This is a genomic window from Streptomyces sp. A18 (genome assembly GCF_059026065.1).
The window spans coordinates 133,782-153,810 of sequence record NZ_JBWLKL010000004.1 but is presented as its reverse complement, the minus strand read 5'-3'; the positions used below and the strand labels follow the sequence as shown (position 1 = coordinate 153,810).

The 20,029-nt window shown below is 70.8% G+C and carries 18 protein-coding genes; 8 read left to right on the top strand and 10 right to left on the bottom strand.

Annotation, left to right across the window (positions count from 1 at the left end; translation table 11 throughout):
- Positions 1 to 4: 4 nt before the first annotated feature.
- The 3 genes from AC5P1C_RS08750 (at position 5) to AC5P1C_RS08740 (ending at position 3,433) form a co-directional block, all read left to right on the top strand.
- The gene (locus AC5P1C_RS08750) at positions 5 to 1,039 is read left to right on the top strand and encodes a P1 family peptidase (protein WP_493865113.1); all 1,035 of its coding nucleotides are present in this window, start codon (positions 5 to 7) and stop codon (positions 1,037 to 1,039) included.
- A 191-nt stretch (positions 1,040 to 1,230) separates the two neighbouring features.
- Positions 1,231 to 2,466 (top strand): L,D-transpeptidase, encoded by a 1,236-nt coding sequence (locus AC5P1C_RS08745; RefSeq protein ID WP_493865112.1) that lies wholly within the window; start codon positions 1,231 to 1,233, stop codon positions 2,464 to 2,466.
- Between the two features lie 160 nt (positions 2,467 to 2,626).
- Entirely contained in the window at positions 2,627 to 3,433 is an 807-nt protein-coding gene (locus tag AC5P1C_RS08740) for a DUF6227 family protein (protein WP_493865111.1), read from the top strand.
- 66 nt (positions 3,434 to 3,499) lie between these two features.
- Here AC5P1C_RS08740 and AC5P1C_RS08735 read toward each other — a convergent pair whose 3' ends face one another.
- The 5 genes from AC5P1C_RS08735 to AC5P1C_RS08715 all read right to left on the bottom strand — a co-directional run bounded on the left by AC5P1C_RS08735 (position 3,500) and on the right by AC5P1C_RS08715 (position 8,971).
- On the bottom strand, positions 3,500 to 3,754 hold the full coding sequence (locus AC5P1C_RS08735; protein WP_493865110.1) for a hypothetical protein: 255 nt from the start codon (positions 3,752 to 3,754) through the stop codon (positions 3,500 to 3,502).
- A gap of 140 nt (positions 3,755 to 3,894) precedes the next feature.
- Positions 3,895 to 5,907, bottom strand: coding sequence for a PTS fructose transporter subunit IIABC (locus tag AC5P1C_RS08730; protein WP_493865109.1), 2,013 nt, complete (start codon positions 5,905 to 5,907; stop codon positions 3,895 to 3,897).
- A gap of 70 nt (positions 5,908 to 5,977) precedes the next feature.
- Positions 5,978 to 6,925: a 1-phosphofructokinase gene (gene pfkB, locus AC5P1C_RS08725; protein ID WP_493865365.1), complete on the bottom strand. Its 948-nt coding sequence runs from the start codon at positions 6,923 to 6,925 to the stop codon at positions 5,978 to 5,980.
- A 62-nt stretch (positions 6,926 to 6,987) separates the two neighbouring features.
- Complete coding sequence (locus AC5P1C_RS08720; RefSeq protein ID WP_493865108.1) at positions 6,988 to 7,749, bottom strand: DeoR/GlpR family DNA-binding transcription regulator; 762 nt, start codon at positions 7,747 to 7,749, stop codon at positions 6,988 to 6,990.
- Between the two features lie 511 nt (positions 7,750 to 8,260).
- Entirely contained in the window at positions 8,261 to 8,971 is a 711-nt protein-coding gene (locus AC5P1C_RS08715; RefSeq protein ID WP_493865107.1) for a TetR/AcrR family transcriptional regulator, read from the bottom strand.
- Between the two features lie 181 nt (positions 8,972 to 9,152).
- On the opposite strand from AC5P1C_RS08715, the gene AC5P1C_RS08710 reads away from it, so the two are divergent.
- Positions 9,153 to 10,421 (top strand): ABC transporter substrate-binding protein, encoded by a 1,269-nt coding sequence (locus tag AC5P1C_RS08710; RefSeq protein WP_493865106.1) that lies wholly within the window; start codon positions 9,153 to 9,155, stop codon positions 10,419 to 10,421.
- Positions 10,422 to 10,479: 58 nt separating this feature from the next.
- On the opposite strand, the gene AC5P1C_RS08705 is transcribed toward AC5P1C_RS08710, so the two are convergent.
- Positions 10,480 to 12,057, bottom strand: coding sequence for an MFS transporter (locus AC5P1C_RS08705; RefSeq protein ID WP_493865105.1), 1,578 nt, complete (start codon positions 12,055 to 12,057; stop codon positions 10,480 to 10,482).
- A 62-nt stretch (positions 12,058 to 12,119) separates the two neighbouring features.
- Here AC5P1C_RS08705 and AC5P1C_RS08700 point away from each other — a divergent pair, with 62 nt between their 5' ends.
- The gene (locus tag AC5P1C_RS08700) at positions 12,120 to 13,142 is read left to right on the top strand and encodes a helix-turn-helix transcriptional regulator (protein ID WP_493865104.1); all 1,023 of its coding nucleotides are present in this window, start codon (positions 12,120 to 12,122) and stop codon (positions 13,140 to 13,142) included.
- Positions 13,143 to 13,303: 161 nt separating this feature from the next.
- Here the strand turns inward: AC5P1C_RS08700 and AC5P1C_RS08695 are convergent, their stop codons facing one another.
- Entirely contained in the window at positions 13,304 to 14,311 is a 1,008-nt protein-coding gene (locus AC5P1C_RS08695) for a sigma-70 family RNA polymerase sigma factor (protein WP_493865103.1), read from the bottom strand.
- Positions 14,312 to 14,495: 184 nt separating this feature from the next.
- On the opposite strand from AC5P1C_RS08695, the gene AC5P1C_RS08690 reads away from it, so the two are divergent.
- The gene (locus tag AC5P1C_RS08690; protein ID WP_493865102.1) at positions 14,496 to 15,026 is read left to right on the top strand and encodes a GNAT family N-acetyltransferase; all 531 of its coding nucleotides are present in this window, start codon (positions 14,496 to 14,498) and stop codon (positions 15,024 to 15,026) included.
- A 105-nt stretch (positions 15,027 to 15,131) separates the two neighbouring features.
- Positions 15,132 to 16,184 carry a questin oxidase family protein gene (locus AC5P1C_RS08685; protein ID WP_493865101.1) on the top strand — a complete coding sequence of 351 codons (1,053 nt, stop codon included), beginning with the start codon at positions 15,132 to 15,134 and terminating at the stop codon, positions 16,182 to 16,184.
- Between the two features lie 68 nt (positions 16,185 to 16,252).
- Here AC5P1C_RS08685 and AC5P1C_RS08680 read toward each other — a convergent pair whose 3' ends face one another.
- The gene (locus AC5P1C_RS08680; RefSeq protein ID WP_493865100.1) at positions 16,253 to 17,035 is read right to left on the bottom strand and encodes a dioxygenase family protein; all 783 of its coding nucleotides are present in this window, start codon (positions 17,033 to 17,035) and stop codon (positions 16,253 to 16,255) included.
- A gap of 82 nt (positions 17,036 to 17,117) precedes the next feature.
- Here AC5P1C_RS08680 and AC5P1C_RS08675 point away from each other — a divergent pair, with 82 nt between their 5' ends.
- Positions 17,118 to 17,633 (top strand): MarR family winged helix-turn-helix transcriptional regulator, encoded by a 516-nt coding sequence (locus AC5P1C_RS08675; protein ID WP_493865099.1) that lies wholly within the window; start codon positions 17,118 to 17,120, stop codon positions 17,631 to 17,633.
- Between the two features lie 31 nt (positions 17,634 to 17,664).
- Here AC5P1C_RS08675 and AC5P1C_RS08670 read toward each other — a convergent pair whose 3' ends face one another.
- Entirely contained in the window at positions 17,665 to 19,179 is a 1,515-nt protein-coding gene (locus AC5P1C_RS08670) for an MFS transporter (protein ID WP_493865098.1), read from the bottom strand.
- Between the two features lie 169 nt (positions 19,180 to 19,348).
- Positions 19,349 to 20,005 (bottom strand): TetR/AcrR family transcriptional regulator, encoded by a 657-nt coding sequence (locus AC5P1C_RS08665; RefSeq protein ID WP_493865097.1) that lies wholly within the window; start codon positions 20,003 to 20,005, stop codon positions 19,349 to 19,351.
- Positions 20,006 to 20,029 lie beyond the last annotated feature (24 nt).

Sequence of the window (20,029 nt, the reverse complement as noted above, 5' to 3'; positions counted from 1 at the left end):
CGGTATGACCTCCGACTCCCTGACCGACGTATCCGGGCTCCGCGTGGGCCACGCGACCCTCACCCACGCGGGCCACCTCACCGGCACCACCGTCGTACTCGCACCGGAGGGCGGCGCCGTCACCGCCGTGGACGTACGGGGCGGCGGCCCCGGCACGCGGGAGACGGACGCCCTCGACCCCCGCAACCTCGTGCAGCGCGTCGAGGCCCTCGTACTGACCGGCGGCAGCGCGTACGGCCTGGACTCCGCGACCGGTGTGATGGCGTGGCTCGAGGAGCAGGGCCGCGGCGTACGGGTCGGCCCCGATCCCTCCCACGTCGTCCCCGTGGTCCCGGCCGCCTGCGTCTTCGACCTCGGCCGTGGCGGCGACTTCACGGCGCGCCCCGGCGCCACGACGGGCCGCGCCGCCGTGGAGGCCGCCGCGGGCACCGAGCCGTGCACGCCGGTCGAGGAGGGGAACGTGGGTGCGGGCACCGGCGCCGTGGTCGGCAAGGTCAAGGGCGGCATCGGCAGCGCGAGCGTCAGGCTGGAGTCGGGTGTCACGGTCGCCGCCCTGGTCGTGGCGAACGCGGCGGGCTCGGGGGTCGATCCGCGGACGGGGGCGCTGTACGGGCGGTACTTCGAGGGGCGTCCCGTGGTCTACCCCGGCGCCGACGTCCACGAGGAGGCGACGCGTCGCCTCGCCGAAGCCGCTGCCAGGAGCGGGCCGCCGCCGCTGAACACCACCCTGGCCGTGGTCGCCACGGACGCCGAACTCACCAGGGCCCAGGCGCAGAAGCTCGCCGGCACGTCGCACGACGGCATGGCGCGCGCCGTGCGCCCCGTCCATCTCCTCAATGACGGGGACACGGTCTTCGCCCTCGCGACCGGCGAGCGCCCCCTTCCGGAAGCCGGGCAGAACCCCCTCGCCCTGAACGAGATCCTCGCGGCGGGCGCGGACATGGTGACGGCGGCGATCGTCCGGGCACTCCTGGCCGCGGAGTCCGTGGGGACACCGGGCGGCACGTTCCCCTCGTACCGCGACCTTTACGCCACATAACTCCTAAAGAAACCCCTAAGGGAATTCCCAGAAAGAACAGCTACAAATAGCCCCGAACCAGAGCCCGTTGGGCCGCCGACGGGCCCTATTCCTGTGCCCGCCCTCACATCAAGCGGACGGAACCTTTCCGCCCGCAGGCCGCTCTTAACCCGTACTGGATCAGAACGCGCACTTCGCACAAAGACACAACGATGGAGCAGCCCGTGACAACGTCGCACATAGCCAAGCCCCGGCGACGCGCCCTTCTGGCGGCCACCGCGCTCGCCGCCGTGGGTGCGCTCTCCCTCACGGCCTGCGGCGGCGACGCGGACGCCAACGGTGACGGCGACGGCAAGGACGGCAAGTCCAAGACCCAGGGCGCCGACATCACCATCTCGGCGAAGGACGGCTCGACCGGCGCCTCCATCAACGCCACGGGCGTCAAGGTCGAGGGCGGAAAACTGACCGAGGTGAAGATGACCCTGGTCTCCACCGGGGCGGCGGTCGACGGCACGCTCTCCGCCGACGGCACCAGCTGGAAGCCCAAGGCCCAGCTGGAGCGTGGCATGAAGTACAAGATCACGGCCGACGCGAAGGACGCCGAGGGCAAGGAGGCGACCGAGAACTCGATCTTCACCACCGTCTCGAAGGCCAACAGCTTCATCGGCAGTTACACCCCCGACGGCGGCACGAAGGTCGGCGTCGGCATGCCGGTCTCCTTCAACTTCGACAAGGCGATCACCGAGAAGCAGTCCGTCCAGTCGCACATCAAGGTCACCTCCGACAGCGGCCAGAAGATCGTGGGCCACTGGTTCGGCGACCAGCGCCTGGACTTCAGGCCCGAGGAGTACTGGAAGGCCGGCTCCAAGGTCACGATGAAGATCGACCTGGAGGGTGTGAAGGGCGCGGACGGCGCCACCGGCGTGCAGAACAAGACCGTCACCTTCACCGTCGGCCGCGCGCAGGTCTCCACCGTCGACGTGAAGGCCAAGAAGATGACGGTCGAGCGGGACGGTAAGGTCATCAAAACCATCCCGATCTCCGCGGGCAGCCCGCAGAACCCCACGTACAACGGGAAAATGGTGATCTCCGAGAAGTTCACCCAGACCCGGATGAACGGCGACACGGTCGGGTTCGGCGGTGAGTACGACATCAAGGACGTCCCGCACGCGATGCGCCTGTCGTCCTCCGGCACCTTCATCCACGGCAACTACTGGGGCTCGCCCTCGATCTTCGGCAGCGCCAACACCAGCCACGGTTGCGTCGGGCTCCAGGACGCGCAGGGCGCGGGCGACTCCAGCACGCCGGGCGCGTGGTTCTACGACAACTCCCTCATCGGGGACGTCGTGACGGTCAAGGGCTCCCCGGACGAGACGATCGCCCCGGACAACGGCCTCAACGGCTGGAACATGTCCTGGAGCCAGTGGACGGCGGGCAGCGCGGGCTGATTTTCGCCGCAGCACCGGCCCTCTCACCAGGCCCAACACCGCGAGCCGCACGGGAATTTGCCGTGCGGCTCGTACGTTTTCCCGTTCCCGGACATGATGTCCGACGCAGGGGCTACGGTATGCACTCACAAGGTGACATGCAGCAACGCCGGGAGAAACCTTGAGCGTTCCGTACGAGTACGAGACGGCGTACGAGCCACAATCGGAGCCGCAGTCGGCCGAGCGGAAGTCCCCGCACTCTCCGCAGGAGCATCTCGAGCGGCTTCTTCGCCGCGCCCTGAACTCCTTCGACCTGCCGGACGACACGATAGGACGCCTGGACTCGGCGCTCGCGTACGACAGTTCGCTGCACTCCGCCCACCACAGCGCGGGCCTGCACCGCGAGACGTACCGGCACACGTGGCTGCTCGCCGACGCGAGCACGCTCACCCTCTGGGAGCTCGTACACAACACGGGCCCCGTCGGCCCCGCCCAGTACGAGCTGTACGCGGACGAGGAGGAGGCCGGTGTCGCCACCTCGCGCCTGCCGCTCCCGCCCGACACCCCCGCCACCGTCTGCGAGCAGCCGGTCGTGCTCCAACTCTCGGTCGCCGACGACGAGCCCCGTCATACGTACGTCCCGGACGACTCCGCGGATCACGCGCGCCGGCTGCTGCGCCGCGCGGAGAACTCGGTGGGCGAGGGGCGTCCCGCCGAGGAGATCGAGCGGTTATTGCGCTCGGCGTTCGCGCATCAGATCACGCAGGCCTTCGGCCGCCCCTGCCTGGTGGGCGAGGCGCGCCTGTGCTTCTCGCTCTATGAGCACGCGTTCCTGCTCTTCGACGGCAGCGAGCTCAGCCTCTGGGAGGTCGAGCACACGGTCACGCCCGACAAGCGGCACAGGTGCGAGGTGTACGTCTCCGAGGAAGCGGCCCGCGCGGCGATGGAGCAGCGCGCGAGGAGTGTTCCGCGGCAACGCATGAAGTAGCGGGGCCAGCAGGGGCGGCGTAACGACCTCAGGGGCGGCGTACGGCCTCAGGTGCGACGGACGGCTTCAGGAGCGGCCGTCGCCGAACTGCCGTACGAGACCCGCGAAGGCGGCCCGCTCGTCCGCCGTCAGCTCGACGGCCTCCGTACGCGGTGGACCCGCCTGCGCGGGCAGCGAGCGCAGCGCCTGGGACCGGCGCCAGACCTCCACGTCGACCTGGTCGCGCCGCATCACCCGCACCAGGCCCACGGCCCAGACGACGGTCGCAGCGGCCAGTACGGCCACGCCTGCCTGCTGGAGGATCGAGACATTCTGGAGCATGCCGCACAGTAGACAACACGATCCGGGGCTAACGACAGGGGGGTTGTGGGACTTACGTCCTGAAGTGACGCATGTCGCACAACCCCCCTCATAGGGGCCGAACCTCGTGGCCCAACCTCGTTGCCCGAACGACCGGGGGGTTAGACAGCCGCCGGCACCCGCTTCTCCGTCACGGCGTCATCGGCCGTGGCGCCGCTCTCCGGCGAGGTCGTCTTCCGGGCGCCCTTGAGCAGGATGACCGACACCGTCGAGACGCCGACACCGGCGGCGATCGCCACCAGGTACAGCAGGGGCTGCCCGATGAGCGGCACGACGAAGATGCCGCCGTGCGGTGCCCGCAGCGTGCAGCCGAAGGCCATCGACAGGGCGCCGGTGACCGCACCGCCCGCCATCGAGGCGGGGATCACCCGCAGCGGGTCGGCCGCGGCGAACGGGATCGCGCCCTCCGTGATGAAGGAGGCACCGAGGAACCAGGCCGCCTTGCCGTTCTCGCGTTCCGTCTTGGTGAAGAGCCGGCCGCGGACCGTGGTGGCCAGGGCCATCGCCAGCGGCGGGACCATACCGGCCGCCATCACCGCGGCCATGACCTTGAGGCTGCCCTCGGTCGGGTTGGCGAGGCCGCCGACGGCGAAGGCGTACGCGACCTTGTTCAGCGGGCCGCCGAGGTCGAAGCACATCATCAGGCCGAGGATGACGCCCAGGATGATGGCGTTGGCGCCGGACAGGCCCTCCAGCCAGTCCGTCAGCGCGCTCTGCAGCGAGGCGATGGGCTTCCCGATGACCAAGAACATCAGGAAGCCGACGATCGCGGACGAGATCAGCGGGATCACGACCACGGGCATGATCCCGCGAAGGACGGTCGGGATCCTCACGCGCTGGATGCCCATGACGACCGCACCCGCGATCAGACCCGCCGCGAGACCGCCGAGGAAGCCCGCGTTGATCGTGACGGCGACGGAGCCGCCGACGAATCCGGGGACGAGTCCTGGCCGGTCGGCCATTCCGTACGCGATGTAGCCCGCGAGGACCGGCACCAGGAAGGCGAAGGCGAGCCCGCCGATCTGGAAGAGGAGCGCGGCCCAGCTGGTGGCCTCAGTCCACGCGAAGTGCTCGGCGACGGAGGGGGCCTTGTCGATCTGCCAGCCCCCGATGGCGAAGCCGAGCGCGATGAGGAGGCCGCCCGCGGCGACGAAGGGGACCATGTAACTGACGCCGGACATCAGCCACTTGCGCAGCTTGGTGCCGTAACCGTCGCCGCTGTCCCCGGCGTTGTCGACGGGGCTCGGCCCGACGTCCGCGGTGGTCTCGCCCCGGGCGGCCTTCGCCCGGACCTCCGCGATGAGTTCGGCGGGCTTGCTGATGCCTGCCTTCACGCCCACGTCGACCGTGGGCTTCCCGGCGAAGCGGTCCTTGTCCCGTACGGGGACGTCGTGCGCGAAGATGACCGCGTCCGCGGAGGCAATGAGCGCCGGGTCGAGGCGGGTGAAGCCCGCTGACCCCTGGGTCTCCACCGTGATGTCCACGCCTGCCGCGTGGGCTGCGTTTTCGAGGGACTCGGCGGCCATGTAGGTGTGGGCGATGCCTGTTGGGCAGGACGTGACGGCGACTATGCGAAACGGCTCCGCCGGGGCTGGGGCGTCTTCCGGCTGCGGGTCCGCGGGCTGTTCCGCCGCGCTGCGCGCGACGGTTTCCCCCTCCGCCCGCCCACTATCGCCACTGATCAAGGTGGCCACCGACTCCGCGTCCGTCGCGGCCCGCAGCGCACCCGTGAACTCCTCGTCCATCAACTGCCGTGCCAGCGACGACAGAATCGTCAAGTGGGCGTCATCGGCCCCGGCAGGAGCGGCGATCAGGAAGATCAGGTCGGCGGGCCCGTCCGGCGCCCCGAAGTCGATGCCCTCGGCCGAGCGGCCGAAGGCCAGGGTCGGTTCGGTGACGTGGGCGCTGCGGCAATGCGGGATGCCGATGCCGCCGTCGAGGCCGGTCGGCATCTGCGCCTCGCGGGCCGCCACATCGGCGAGGAAACCCTCCAGATCGGTCACCCGGCCCAGGGCCACCATGCGCTCGGCGAGGGCACGGGCCGCCGCTTCCTTGGTTCCGGCGGACCGGTCGATTTCGAGGTCGACCAGTTCCGCGGTGATCATCTCGCTCATCGCGGGCTCCTTCGCACGCGTATCGCCCGGAGGGCGGGGGTGGGGACGGGGGTGGGGCAGAGGTGAGGAGTCATGACACGGGCTCCGTCAGTACGCGGTCCAGGGGGACCTCCGACGTCACGGTGACCGCGTCGGGCGCGAGGTCCGACGGGGTCGGCATCGCGCTGCCGGGGAGCTGGACCGCTGCGGCGCCATGCGCCACGGCCGAGGCGAGGGCGGCGGCGCCGGTGCCGCCCGCGATGAGGAAACCGGCCAGGGATGAGTCGCCGGCGCCGACGTTGCTGCGTACGGCGTCGACCGGTGCGCTGCCGAAGTAGACGCCCGAGTCGTCCACGAGCAACTGCCCGTCGGCACCGAGGCTGGCGAGGACGGCCCGTGCGCCCGACTCCCGCAGCTCCTCGGCGGCCTTGACCGCGTCGCCGACCGTCGCCAGGGGGCGGCCCACCGCTTCGGCGAGCTCCTCGGCGTTCGGCTTGACGACGTCGGGACGCTCGGCGAGCGCGGCGAGGAGCGCAGGGCCTGAGGTGTCGAGGGCGATACGGGCGCCTGCGGCGTGCGCGCGGGCCACGAGGTCGGCGTACCAGGAGGGGGCGAGGCCGCGCGGAAGACTCCCGCAGCAGGCGATCCAATCGGCACCCGAGGACCGCTCCCGCACCACAGAGAGCAGCAACTCGGCTTCCACTGAGGTCAGTTCGGGCCCGGCGGCATTGATCTTGGTGAGGGTGCCGTCCGGTTCGGCCACGGCGATGTTCGAGCGGGTCTGGCCCGCGACCGGGACCGGGGCGACCTTGATGCCCTGCTCGTCGAGGAGCTGGGCGACGAGCGCGCCGGGCGCGCCGCCGAGGGGCAGCACGGCGAGCGTCTCCGCGCCCGCCGCGGCGACCGCCCTCGATACGTTGACGCCCTTGCCGCCCGGGTCCATCCGGTCGCCGGTGGCCCGGATGACCTCGCCGCGGTCCAGCGAGGGGACCTCGTAGGTGCGGTCGAGGGAGGGGTTGGGGGTGACGGTGAGGATCATGCGCGTACGTACCGTTTCATTGCCGACCTGAGTGCTGCTGCCCGTGTTCATGTCCCTGCCGCTCACGCCCGGATCACCTCCGTGCCGCCGCTCTCGATGGCCGCGGCGTCCTCGGGGGTGAGTCCGGTGTCGGTGATCAGCAGGTCCACGTCGTCGAGGCCGCCGAAGCGGGCGAAGTGCTCCTGGCCGTGCTTGGTGGAGTCGGCGAGGAGCACCACGCGGCGTGCCGCGCCGATCGCCGCGCGCTTGACGGCCGCTTCGGCCAGGTCGGGGGTGGTGAGCCCGCCTTCGGCGGAGAAGCCGTTCGCGGCGACGAAGAGGACGTCGGCGCGGATCTCCCCGTACGCCCGCAGCGCCCACGCGTCGACGGCGGCGCGCGTACGGCTGCGGACCCGGCCCCCGATGAGGTGGAGCTGGATGCCGGGGTGGTCGGCGAGGCGGGCGGCGGTGGGGAGGCCGTGGGTGACGACGGTGAAGGTCGCTTCCAGCGGGAGGGAGGCGGCGAGGCGGGCCACGGTCGACCCGGCGTCGAGGATGACGCTCCCCTCCGCGGGGAGCTCGGCGAGGGCTGCGCGGGCGATGCGGTCCTTCTCATCGGCGGATGTGCCCTCCCGCTCCGCGAGGTCGGGCTCGAAGTCGAGGCGTCCTGCCGGTATGGCACCGCCGTGTACGCGCCGGACGAGACCTGCGCGGTCGAGGGCCTTCAGGTCGCGCCGGATGGTCTCGGCGGTGACCTTGAACTCCTCGGCGAGCGACAGCACGTCGACTCGCCCGCCGTCGCGCGCGAGCCGCAGGATCTCCTGCTGGCGCTCCGGTGCGTACATGTCTGTTTGCCTCCGACTGATGCCCGAACCTGTGGTTTCACCCGCAGAGTACGGCTGCGCCGCCGCAAAGTAAACAGGCTCGGACTCAACCCGGACACAAACGGACTTCCTCCCTTGCCCTGCCGGGCCCAAGGACCCCCACTCCCCGGCATCACCCCCCACCGAAACCCCGCGTCCACCCCTGCCCGAACAAGCCTTTCCCACCCACCCGATTGCCCCGCGGGTGTCAGGGGGTCGACAGGCGGGGGTGGTTGGGGGTGCGTTCAACAGCAGGGGTGGGCGAATCGGCTGCGCGTACAGCACGCAGGGTGGGGAGCACGTACGACCAGAGTGGGCGGGCCCGCAGCACGCGCGTATCCGCAGTCGGCAGCGCTCGGGAGGGGGCGTGCCGGTATGTCCGCCCGGAGCACGGCTCCCGACGACTCCGGAACCGAAGAAGCCCCACGGCCATTGGACGATAGCGAGGACGGACATACCGGCACGGCCCCGCACCCACAGCCGGGCGGGGGCCCTACGGCCAGCGGAAGCCCTCCAGGGTTTCGATGCAGCGCGCCGCCAGGGCCGCAGGACCCCCCGGCCCCCCGGCCCGCTCATCGCCGGCGGCCCACGTCTCCACCGCCACCCGCACCGCCGCGCTGGCCACCCCCGCCGTAAGCCGCAGCTGCAGCTGCAGCTGCAGCTGCAGCGATGGCGCCTCGCCCGCGCCCTCCCGCTCCGCCAACACCGCGAGCAGCGTCTGCTCCGAGGCGTGGCAGGCGTCCGACCACACCGCCCGGAGCGCCGCGCTCTCCCCCGCCATCCGAAGCAGCGCCCGCACCCACTCCAACGCCTCCGCGTCCCCGATCGCGAGCCCCGGCGCCGCGTCGCTGTCAGGGACCAGCGCCCTCGCCGCCGCATGCCGCAGCGCGTCCCGCACCGACAGCCCCGCCGGCGCACCCCGCACCGCCTCGGCCCACTGCTGCGCGCCCGCCGCGAACAGCGGTGCCACGGCATCCTCCTTCGTCGCGAAGTAGCGGTAGAAGGTACGCGGCGCGACGCCCGCCGCGCGGGCGATGTCCTCGGCACGAGTGGCCCGCAGCCCGTTCTCGACGAAGAGCGCCGCCGCGGTACGGGCGATGTCCAGGCGTGTCTCCGCCCTACGGCGCTCCGTGAGCGAGCCGAGCGGACCGAGCGGACCGAGCGAGCCGTACGAATCGGGCGAGTTGAGCGGGCTTCCGGGCATGCGAGGCAGGTTATGCCAGCAGCCCCACGGCCAGCAGGCCGGCCGACCAGCAGCTCACGGCCAGGCGGCCAGCAGCCCCACAGCCACCCACCCACCCGTGTCACATCATGCCCATGTGACAGAATCTGCCACCGCTCCACATGTGGTGAGATCCAGTGCGTTTACGAAGGTGGCAAGCCCCGTGCGTCGTCGACAGTTCCTGACCAACTCCGCCCGCCTCACCGGCGCCACCACCCTCGGCCTCTCCGGAGTCGGCCTCAGCGCCTGCTCGGCCGGCGGCAGCGACACCACCACCCTCAAAGTCCTCGTCGCCAGCTACGACAAAAGCGTCGGCTCCTCCATCGGCGACCAGTGGGACGGCCTCATCGCCGCCTTCGAGAAGGCGCACCCCACCGTCAAGATCACCCTGGACCGCGTCCCCTTCGACAAGCTCGACCGGACGCTCGCCCGCCGGGTGAAGGACGGCAACGCCCCCGACATCGCCCAGTCCAACGTCTTCGCCCCCTACGCCGAGGACGATCAGCTCTACGGCGCGTCCGACCTCTTCGACATCCGCACCGAGGCCGACTTCACCCGCTCGTACGCCGAGGCGGGTTCCGTCAAGCACATCCAGTACGGCATCCCCTTCCTCGCCAGCACCCCGCGCCTCTTCTACAACAAGGCCCTCTTCAAGCAGGCCGGCCTCACCGGCGCCCCCACCTCCTGGGACAAGCTGCGCCAGACGGCCCAGGCGTTGAAGGGCATCGGCGTGAAGACTCCGTACGGGCTGCAGTTGGGCCCTGAGGCCGCCGAGGACGAGGTCCTGTCCTGGCTGCTCGCGGACGAAGGCGGCTACTCGGGCCTGGCCGGCTACGACTTCCACACCGCAGGCAACGTCCAGACCCTGACCTGGCTGCGGGACGAGCTGGTCGCGAAGGGGCTCGCGGGCGCGGACCCGGCCGGGCTCAACAGGACGGCAGCGTACGAGCAGTTCCTGCGCGGCAACATCGGGATGCTGATCGCGCACCCGGTTCTCATGGGCGCCGCCGACAAGGTCAAGTTCCCTTACGCGCATGCCGCGTTCCCGACGCGCGGCGGCGGGGCGGCGGCGCCCGTCGGCCTGAGCGACTGGCTGATGGCGTTCAAGCGGAACGGCCACGGCGACGCGTGCGGAACGTTCCTCGGCTACCTCTACGGCCGCAAGTCGGCGAAGGCGTACGGCGGCGGCCAGGCCGCGCTCCCGGTGACCAGCTCCGCCTCCGCGGCACTGCGCGCGGACACGGCCCAGCGCCCGCTGTGGAAGTTCATCGACCAAATGCCGCAGGCGCAGTTCCAGCCGGTCAACCTGCGCTCGTGGCCGACAGTGCGGGCCGCCATCCGCAAGGAGATCGGGGCCGCCGTGGCGAAGGACGGCAACCCCGGTGCCGTACTCGAGTCCCTGGACACGGCGGCGGCCCAGGCGGAGCTCTAGGCTCCACCCGGGCCGCGCCCCGCCGCTACCCGCTCAGGGGGTCAACTCCGCTACCCGCTCAGGGGGTCAACGCGTGCTCCCGCTCCGGAAGTTCACCGAGGCCCTCGGGCGTCACACCCATCACGTCCGTCCCGTCCGTCATGTCCGTCCCATCCGTCACGCCCCCGCCCTCGACATGCTGACGCGGCTTGCCCGGCAGGGCGAACATCAGCAGGAAGATGGCGACGAGCACACCCACGACCCACCACAGCGAGTTCTGGAACGCACCCGCGATCTCCATCGGCATCTCGCTCCGCGCCGCCTTCTCGTCGATCACGCCGAAGAACACCACGGAGACCAGGCCGAGTCCGAGCGCCGTGCCCATCTGCTGCACGGTGTTGAGCAGCCCTGACGCGGACCCCGAGTGCTCACGCGGCACGTCCGACAGGATGGCGTCCGTCAGGGGCGCGACGATGAAGCCCATGCCCGCCCCCATCACGAGCAGCGGCAGAGCCATCTGCCAGGACGCGATGCCCGCGCCGTACCGGTCCGCCTCCCAGATGTAGAGCAGCACACCGGCGGCCATGAGGAGCGCGCCGCCCTGCAGCACCTTGCGCCCGAACCGCGGGACGAGCTTCTGCACGGACATGCCGGCCGCCACCGAGACGGCGATCGAGAACGGGATCCCGGTCGTGCCTGCCCGCAGCGCGGTCCAGCCGAGCCCCGTCTGCATGTAGATCGTCCAGACCAGGAAGAAGATGCCCATCACGACGCCGAACACGGTCTGCACCGCGATGCCCGCGGCGAAGCTCTTCACCTTGAACAGGGACAGCTCCACGAGCGGCGAACCGTCCTTCGCCGCCTTCACCTTCTCGTACGCGATGAGCGCGCCGAAGACGACGAGACCGCCCGCCATCATGGCGTAACCCCACAGCGGCCAGTCCAACTCCCGCCCGCGGGTGAGCGGGTAGAGCACCATCAGCAGGCCGAGCGTGACGAGGACGACGCCGACGAGGTCGAGCTTGAGGGCCTTCGGTGCCTTGGACTCACTGATGAACTTGCTGCCGAGGATCAGTCCGGCGATCCCGACGGGCAGGTTGATGAGGAAGATGGGGCGCCATTCGAGCCCGAAGAGGTTCCACTGCGTGAGCAGCGCGCCGAGCAGCGGCCCGGAGACGGCGCCGAGCCCGACGATCATCCCGAAGAGCCCGAAGACCTTGCCCCGCTCGTGCGCCGGGAAGGTGGCGTGCACGATCGAGAGGACCTGCGGCACCATCATCGCGGCCATGCCGCCCTGCAGGATCCGGGACGCGACCAGCATCTCCGGGTTGGCGGCGAATCCGCAGAGCGCGGAGGCGACGGTGAAGCCGCCGATCCCTATGAGGAACATCCGCTTGCGCCCGTGGATGTCGCCGAGCCGCCCACCGGTGATGAGTCCGGCCGCGAAGGCGAGCGCGTAGCCCGCGGTGATCCACTGGATCTGGCTGTACGAGGCGCCTGCGTCCTCCTGGATGGACGGGATGGCGATGTTGACGATAGTGACGTCGACGAGGTCCATGAAGGCCGCGGTCATCACGATGGCGAGGGCGAACCAGCGACGCCGGTCGGCTGTGGCGGCCGTTCCGGTCGGTGCTGTGGCGGGGCTGCTGGAAGTCATGAGAGGAGACTAGGAGTCATATAGGCCAGTGCATGTCCTAGATGCGCGGCATCCTGAAAGACATGACTTCGACTCCCGGAACGACCTCGGAAACCAAGGCCGAGTCCTCACCACGGTCCGGCGGTACGGACACCCCGGCTCGGCTCCTTCAGCTCCTCTCGCTCCTCCAGACCCCGCGCGAGTGGCCGGGCGGTGAGCTCTCGGAGCGGCTGGGCGTCAGCCGCCGTACGGTGCGGCGCGACATCGACCGGCTGCGGGACCTCGGCTATCCGGTGCAGGCGAGCCAGGGGGCGGCCGGCGGATACCGCCTGGTCGCGGGCAAGGCGATGCCGCCGCTCGTCCTGGACGACGAGGAGGCGGTGGCGATCGCGGTGGGCCTGCGGGCGGGGGCGGGGCACGCGGTGGAGGGCGTGGAGGAGGCGTCGGTCAGGGCCCTGGCGAAGCTGGAGCAGGTCCTGCCTTCGCGCCTGCGCCACCGGGTGCAGAACCTGCAGATCGCGACGACGCCTCTGACCAGCGGGGACGGCGCCAGCATCGCGCCGGAGACGCTCACGGTCATGGCGTCCGCGGCGGCGGGCCAGGAGCGCCTGCGCTTCGCGTACCGCTCCGGCGACGGCACGGAGTCCCGCCGCCTGACGGAGCCGCACCGGCTGGTGTCGACGGGGCGGCGCTGGTACCTGGTCGCGTACGACATCGACCGCGACGACTGGCGCACGTTCCGGGTGGACCGGGTGTCGTCCCCCTTCGCGACCGGCGCCCGCTTCGTCCCGCGAGAGCTTCCGACAGGGGACGCCGCGGAGTTCATCCGCCGGTCGATGTGGCGGGGCCAGCCTTCGTACGAGATCGACGTGACGTTCGCGGCGTCCGCGGAGACGGTGGCGTCGAGGCTCCCGGCGCCCCTGGGCACGCCGGAGCCCGTGACGGCCACGACGTGCCGGGTGCGGGCCACGGTGACGGACGCGATCGAATGGCTGGCGGTACGGATCGCCTTGACGGGCTGCGATTTCGAGGCCCACGAGCCCCCGGAATTGCGGGCTGCCCTAAGGGACTTGGGCACCCGCCTGACCCGAGCATCGGGAGCGTGACCCGAGGGCTGCCGCCCCCAGCCCGAGGGCTGCCCGCCCCCCACCGCCCCAAGGCAAAGAAATGAGCCCCGGTGCCGGGGGGGGGATGGCACCGGGGCTCAGCTATGGGGGAGCAATGGGTGGGGGAGCTATGGGTGATGGCTCTGCGGGCCGCCTCAGGCCTAGGCCGCCGCGTCGAAGCCCGTGTCCCTGGCCAGCTTCTTCAGTTCGAGCAACGCGTGCTTCTCGATCTGCCGAATCCGCTCGCGCGTCAGCCCGTGCTGCTTGCCGACCTCCGTCAGGGTCCGCTCGCGGCCGTCCTCGATGCCGTACCGCATCTTGATGATGGAGGCCGTGCGCTGGTCGAGGCGGCCGATCAGGTCGTCCAGTTCCTCGCTGCGCAGCAGGGTCAGGACGGACTGCTCGGGGGAGACGGCCGAGGTGTCCTCCAGCAGGTCACCGAATTGCGTGTCCCCGCTGTCGTCCACGCCCATGTTCAGCGAGACCGGGTCGCGCGCCCAGTCAAGGACGTCCGTCACGCGGGCCGGCGTGGAGTCGAGCTCCGCGGCGACCTCCTCCGGCTCCGGGTCGCGCCCGTGCTTGCGGTTGAACTCACGCATGACCCGGCGGATCCGGCCCAGCTCCTCCACCAGGTGGACGGGGAGCCGGATGGTGCGGGACTGGTCGGCGATGGAGCGCGTGATGGCCTGGCGGATCCACCACGTGGCGTACGTGGAGAACTTGAAGCCCTTGGCGTAGTCGAACTTCTCGACCGCGCGGACCAGGCCCGCGTTCCCCTCCTGGATCAGGTCCAGGAGCGGGAGGCCACTGCGCGGATAGCGACGGGCCACCGCGACGACGAGCCGGAGGTTCGACCGGATGAAGACGTCCTTCGCCCGCTCGCCGTCGGCGACCAGCGCCTCGAGCTCCTCGCGGGAGGCGGAAGCACCGGTGACGGAGTCCTCGACCTCGCCGTCGATTATCTTCCGGGCGTACACCCCGGCCTCGATGATCTGGGACAGCTCGACTTCCTTGGCGGCGTCGAGCAGCGGCGTTCGCGCGATCTCGTCGAGGTACATGCCGACCAGGTCGCGGTCGGCGATCTCCCCGCCTACGGCGCGAACACTGCGTGCCGCGTCGGTCTCGCCGGAGGTGGCGGACTTACGACGGGCGACGGCACGGGTTGCCATGCGTGCTCCCTTGCGTGTGGAGGTCCTGGTCGGCCCTTCTCACGGGCCTCTGTGGTGGAAACCACACCCTTCCGGGTGCCCTGCTTCCGATGGAAACAACGACTGGAATCCGGACAGAATTCCCAAGCCGCGCATCTATTTTCCTGACGTTGCAGTACCCTGTGCCGCCACAAGAGGGGGCCAGATGCCGTCGGAACGTACAGAGGTGCAGGTCAGGGCGGGCACGGAGGCCGATCTCAAGGCCCTGACCGCTATCTACAACCACTACGTACGTGAGACGGCGATCACATTCGACACGGCCGTCTTCCTGCCGGAAGAGCGCCGCCCTTGGCTGCTCTCCCACCCTGAAGACGGCCCCCACCGCCTCTTGGTTGCCCAGGAGCGGAATTCCGGCCTGATCCTCGGGTACGTCACCAGTTCTCCTTTCCGGGCCAAGCCCGCGTACGCCACCTCGGTGGAGGTCAGCGTCTACTGCGCGCCGGACTCCGCAGGACGCGGCATCGGCACCCTGCTCTACAAGGCGCTCTTCGAGGCCCTGGAGGGCGAGGACCTGCACCGCGCCTACGCCGGGATCGCCCAGCCGAACGACGCGTCGGGCCGCCTCCACGAACGCTTCGGCTTCCGGCACGTGGGCACGTACCGCGAAGTGGGCCGGAAGTTCGGCCGCTACTGGGACGTCGCCTGGTACGAGCGTCCCCTGGGCCCCCGGCCCTGACCCGGGTCTTAGGTCCTGACCCGGCCCGCCCTAAGCCCTGACCTAGGCCCTGACCTAGGCCGCACGACCGTACGCCCCCGCTCGCGCCCCGCCTAGCGTGCGCCCATGGACGCCACAGCAGACACCACCGGCACCCGCGACGGCACCCTCGACGAAGCCCTGCAGCGCCTGCACGCCTCGGGCCCCGAGCGGCTCGGACGGCTCACCAACCACGCGCCGATGGCCGTCGAGGCGCTCGCCGCGCGCGGGCGGTCCGCGGCGGTCCACCGCTGGCTCGACCTGTACACGCCGAAGCTGGACGCGTACCCGAGTGCGGTCGAGTCAATCACCGGCGACAACTGGCGTGATGCGCTGGGCGATCCGCGCCGCGCGGCGGACTGGATCGCGTACTTCGGCCGGGAGATCGGCGAACGCCCCTGGCGGGACGTACTCGCCGCGTGGTGGCCGCGCCTGCTGCCCGGCCTGTACGGCGGCTCCACGCACCCCGTGATCCGGGTGGGCCACGCGGTCCGCACGCTCCTGGCGAGCGACGGGCCGGGCGGCGCGACCGGACCCCGCCTCACCGAACTCGCCCACGGCCTCGGTTACTGGGCCGCCCGCCACCACCCCGTCACCGGCGTCGAGTTCCTGCCGGTGAGCGCGGGCAACGCGGCCGACGCCCTGGACGCCGTCGCGCCCATCCCGGACCGGGCCGAGGGCAGCTTCCCCGCCAGGCTGGGCCGGGTCGCGGGCCTCCCCGCGTGGGCGGCCGGCGTGAGCGACCCGGATGAAGCGCACCGCGGGCTCACCGAGCTGGTGCGCGCCGCCACCCACCGGTACGCCACCCACGGCCACGGCGAGGAGACGATGCTGGTGCACGCGTCGACCGCACCCAACGCCGTCCTGCGCGCCCTGCCCGCGCTCCCCCGCACCCTGTGGGCGCCGAGCCTCCACGCGGCCTGGACGGCATCGGCCGCCGTGACGTCGATGTACGCCCCGGACGCCCCGGTCGCGTACACCGCACCCGGCACCTTCTCCCCCGATGAGGTCTTCGAACGGGCCCTGGCGCACGGCGACGAGCACGTCATCAAGTTCACCGACACGGCGCTGGACGTGGGCGACGAGCGGGCCCTGACGTCCGCCCTGCGCGCGATCGAGATCAGCGAGCCACTGGCCTAGCGCCCAGCTCGACTCGGCTCGGCTCGACTCGGCTCAGCTCGCCTCAGCTCGGCGCGGCTCGGCTCGGCTCAGCCGAACTGCACCGACCTCTTGGCGAGCCCCATCCAGAACCCGTCGATCACACTCCGCTGCCCGCCGAGGTCGCCCGAGGCATCCGCCGCCCCCAGCGTCACGAACAGGGGCGCGAAGTGCTCCGTACGCGGATGGGCGAGCTCGCCCGCCGGGGACTTGTGCCGGAAGTCGAGGAGGCCGTCCACGTCGCCCGCGTCGAGCGCCTCGTGCCCCCATGCGTCGAACTCCACCGACCACGACGGCGTACCGCCCTGGCGCAGCGCCGCCAGATTGTGCGTGAAGAAGCCACTGCCGACGATCAGCACGCCCTCGTCCCGCAGCGGGGCCAGCTTGCGGCCGATGTCGAGCAGGCGCCGCGGGTCGAGGGTCGGCAGGGAGATCTGGAGCACGGGGACGTCCGCGTCCGGATACATCTCGACGAGCGGGACATACGCTCCGTGGTCGAGCCCGCGATCCGGGACGTCCTGCACCGGCGTGCCCGCCCCACGCAGCAATTTGCGTACGGAATCGGCGAGTTGAGGGGCGCCCGGGGCGGCGTACGTGACCTGGTAGTAGTGCTCGGGGAAGCCCCAGAAGTCGTACACCAGCGGCGTTGTCACGGTCGCGCCGAGCGCGAGCGGGGCCTCTTCCCAGTGGGCGGAGACCATGAGGATGGCCTTGGGGCGCGGCAGCCGCGCCGACCAGGCGCGGAGCTGGTCGGGCCAGAGCGCGTCGTCGGCCAGCGGCGGGGCTCCGTGGCTGAGGTACAGGGCGGGCATGCGCTCCTGGATATCGGTCATGACGGCGCCTCCGGGACCACGCGTGAACTCACAATGACAATTTACTTTAACTCTCAATCAAGGGCTGCGTACAGTGGAGTACATGGACACGGCACCCACTTCTCCCCCCGACGGGGAACCGCGCTGGCTCGACGGCGAGGAACAGCGCACCTGGCTCGCATACCTCCAGGCCACCACGCTCCTGGAGGATCACCTCGACCGCCAGTTGCAGCGCGACGCCGGCATGCCGCACATCTACTACGGCCTCCTGGTCCAGCTGTCCGTGGCCGCGCGACGGCGGCTGCGCATGACGGAGCTGGCCAGGAACACCAAGATCACCCGGTCCCGTCTCTCGCACGCCATCGCGCGCCTGGAGAAGAACGGCTGGGTGCGCCGCGAGGACTGCCCATCCGACAAGCGCGGCCAGTTCGCGATCCTCACCGACGACGGGTACGACGTCCTGCGCCGGACCGCGCCCGGCCATGTCGCCGCCGTGCGCCAGGCACTCTTCGACCGGCTCAGCCCGGAACAGCAGAAGTCCCTCGGCGAGATCATGATGATCGTCGCCGAGGGACTTCAGCCGAAGGAGGCGGGGGCGGACCTGCCCTGGCTCCGCTAGGCCCCCCGTATGGAGAGCCGGTTGCCCGGGGTCAGTGCGCGACCACCGGGATCCGGATCTCGTCGGACTTCTCGACACCCTCGCCGTCGCCCGAGGCTGCCGGAGCGCCGCCCTGGGCACCGGTGTTGATGAGGGCGAAGGCGATCGCGGACGCGCCCACCAGGATGCCGACGGCCCACCAGATCGCGCTGGTGTAGCCCTCGACCATGGCCTGTGCCTGGAGGAGCTTCTGCGCCGCGGGAGTCGTCGCGCCCGCCGCGTGCGAGGTGATGTACGCGGTCGTGGCGGAGGCGGCGATGGTGTTCAGGAGAGCCGTGCCGATGGCGCCGCCGACCTGCTGCGAGGTGTTGACCATCGCGGAGGCGACACCGGAGTCACGCGGCTCGACACCGTGCGTGGCGAGCGACATGGCGGGCATGAACGCCGTACCCATGCCGAGGCCGAGCAGCAGCTGTCCGGGCAGGATCACACCGGCGTACGAGGTGCCGACCTCGAGCTGCGTCAGGAACAGCATGCCGCCGGCGGCGACCAGGAAGCCGGGACCCATGAGCAGCCGCGGCGGGACGCGGGTCATCAGGCGGGCGCCGATCTGCGTGGAGCCCGTGATCATGCCGACGATCATCGGCAGGAACGCGAAGCCGGTCTTCACCGGCGAGTAGCCCTGGACGATCTGCAGGTAGTACGTGAGGAAGAGGAACAGGCCGAACATCGCGATGATCGCGAGGCCGAGCGACAGGTAGACGCCGCCGCGGTTGCGCTCCATCAGGACGCGCAGCGGAAGCAGCGGCGACTTGACCTTCGCCTCGGTGAAGACGAACGCGGCGAGCAGGACGGCGGAGGCGACGAACATGCCGATCGTCACGGAGTCCGACCAGCCCTCGGACTCGGCGCGCGTGAAGCCGTAGACCAGCGCGACCAGACCGAGGGTGGAGAGGATCACGCCCGGGATGTCGAGCGGCGAGCGGTTGCGGCCACCGGCCGGCTCACGGATGACGAAGTACGCGCCGAGCGCCGCGATGACGGCGAAGGGGATGTTCACGAAGAACGTCCAGCGCCAGTTCAGGTACTCGGTGAGGAAGCCACCGAGGATCAGGCCCACGGCGCCACCACCACCGGCGATCGCACCGTAGATGCCGAACGCCTTGGCGCGCTCCTTGGCATCGGTGAACATCACGGCGAGCAGCGAGAGCGCGGCGGGCGCGAGCAGCGCGCCGAACACACCCTGGAGGGCGCGGGCGCCCAGCATCATGGCCTCGCCGGTCGCGGCGCCGCCGAGCGCGGAGGCCGCGGCGAAGCCGATCAGGCCGGTCACGAAGGTGCGCTTGCGGCCCCAGAGGTCGGCGATGCGGCCACCGAAGAGCAGCAGGCCACCGAAGGCCAGGGCATAGGCCGTGATGACCCACTGGCGGTTGCCGTCCGAGATGCCCAGGTCCTGCTGGGCGGAGGGCAGCGCGATGTTCACGATGGTCGCGTCGAGCACGACCATCAGCTGCGCGAGCGCGATGAATATCAGCGCTTTCCAGCGCCTGGGATCTGTTTCTGACATGGGAATAGCCACCTAGCGGTACGAGTGGTGAAAAAGTGACGGAAAGCGACGCGTGCGGCGCGAACAGCGCGTGCCGCATACGCAGCGGTCGAGCGAAGAAGTCGGGTCGAACGAATCGGGCCGAATGAAGTCGAGTGCAGTCGAGCGGGTCGGGCGGGTCAGGCGGGACTCAGGACTGGCGCAGGTCCTCCAAGGTCGCCGCCTCACCGGGCAGCTCGGAGCGGGCCGGTGCCATCAGGCCGTCGAGGAACAACTGCAGATGGCGGTGGACGAAGCGGTCCATGTTCGGGCACGCCGTACCGGGCAGCGGCCTGGTGAGCTGGGAGAGGGCGATCATCAGGTCTCCGACGGCGATGTCGGTGCGCAGTTGCCCGGCCGCGCGCGCCCGTTGCATGAGCCCGTCGGTGACGGCCTCGAGCCGCTCACGGGCGTCGACCAGATCCGGGTGTTCGGGGTCGAAGGCCTCCTGGAGGATCGGGCACAGGGCTCCGATCCGCTCCTCGGCCGATGCGTGCACGAAGCGGCGCAGGGCCTCGAACGCGACGCCCGGGTCGGCGTCGGCCGCCGCGATCGCCTCATCTGCGTGCGCCGATACGCGGTCGGTGACGAGCAGGACGACCTGGTGGACCAGTTCCGAACGGTCGGCGAAGTGCCGGTAGACCGTGGCGTTGCCGACGCCGGCGCGGCGCGCGACCTCGTCGAGCGGCACATCGGGGCCGAACTCGACGAACATCTCGCGTGCGGCGGCGACGATCCGCTCCCGGTTGCGCAGGGCGTCGGCCCGCGGGCGGGGCGTGCGGCGCTGCGCGGCGGTTGCGGTCTCCACGGCGGCTCTCCTCAAGCTGGTGAT